General features: G+C 60.9%; 1 protein-coding gene. It reads right to left on the reverse strand.

Annotated elements, in window-relative coordinates; translation table 11 throughout:
• Positions 1-279: ATP-binding protein (locus tag E0702_RS17020; RefSeq protein ID WP_240721810.1), on the reverse strand; the 279-nt coding region annotated here is incomplete at its 3' end.
• Between the last annotated feature and the right edge of the window lie 2 nt (positions 280-281).

The raw sequence follows: 281 nt of genomic DNA on the forward strand, positions 1-281 counted from the left end.
GACGTTTTCGCGCCGCTCGATCCATTCGCAACGGGCGAGATCCAGTACCTGCATCTTGTTGAGCTTCGGGATCGCCTTGAAGTCGAAGCTGTCCAGGCTCTTCTTGGCGGGGAACTTTGCAGCCTTGATCCGGCGTTCGATCATCCGTCCCTCGCGGTCGATCAGTTCCAGTTCGACCAGTCGGGCGAGGAACTGGACGTGGTCCAGGCCCTCGGCTGCACATTGGCGCGCCAGCTTCTCGTGCTCCCGCAAGAAGGTCGGGAGCTTCAGCGTCTTCAGGT

The sequence above is a fragment of the Halomonas marinisediminis genome (assembly GCF_004347715.1).
Taxonomy (GTDB): domain Bacteria; phylum Pseudomonadota; class Gammaproteobacteria; order Pseudomonadales; family Halomonadaceae; genus Halomonas; species Halomonas icarae.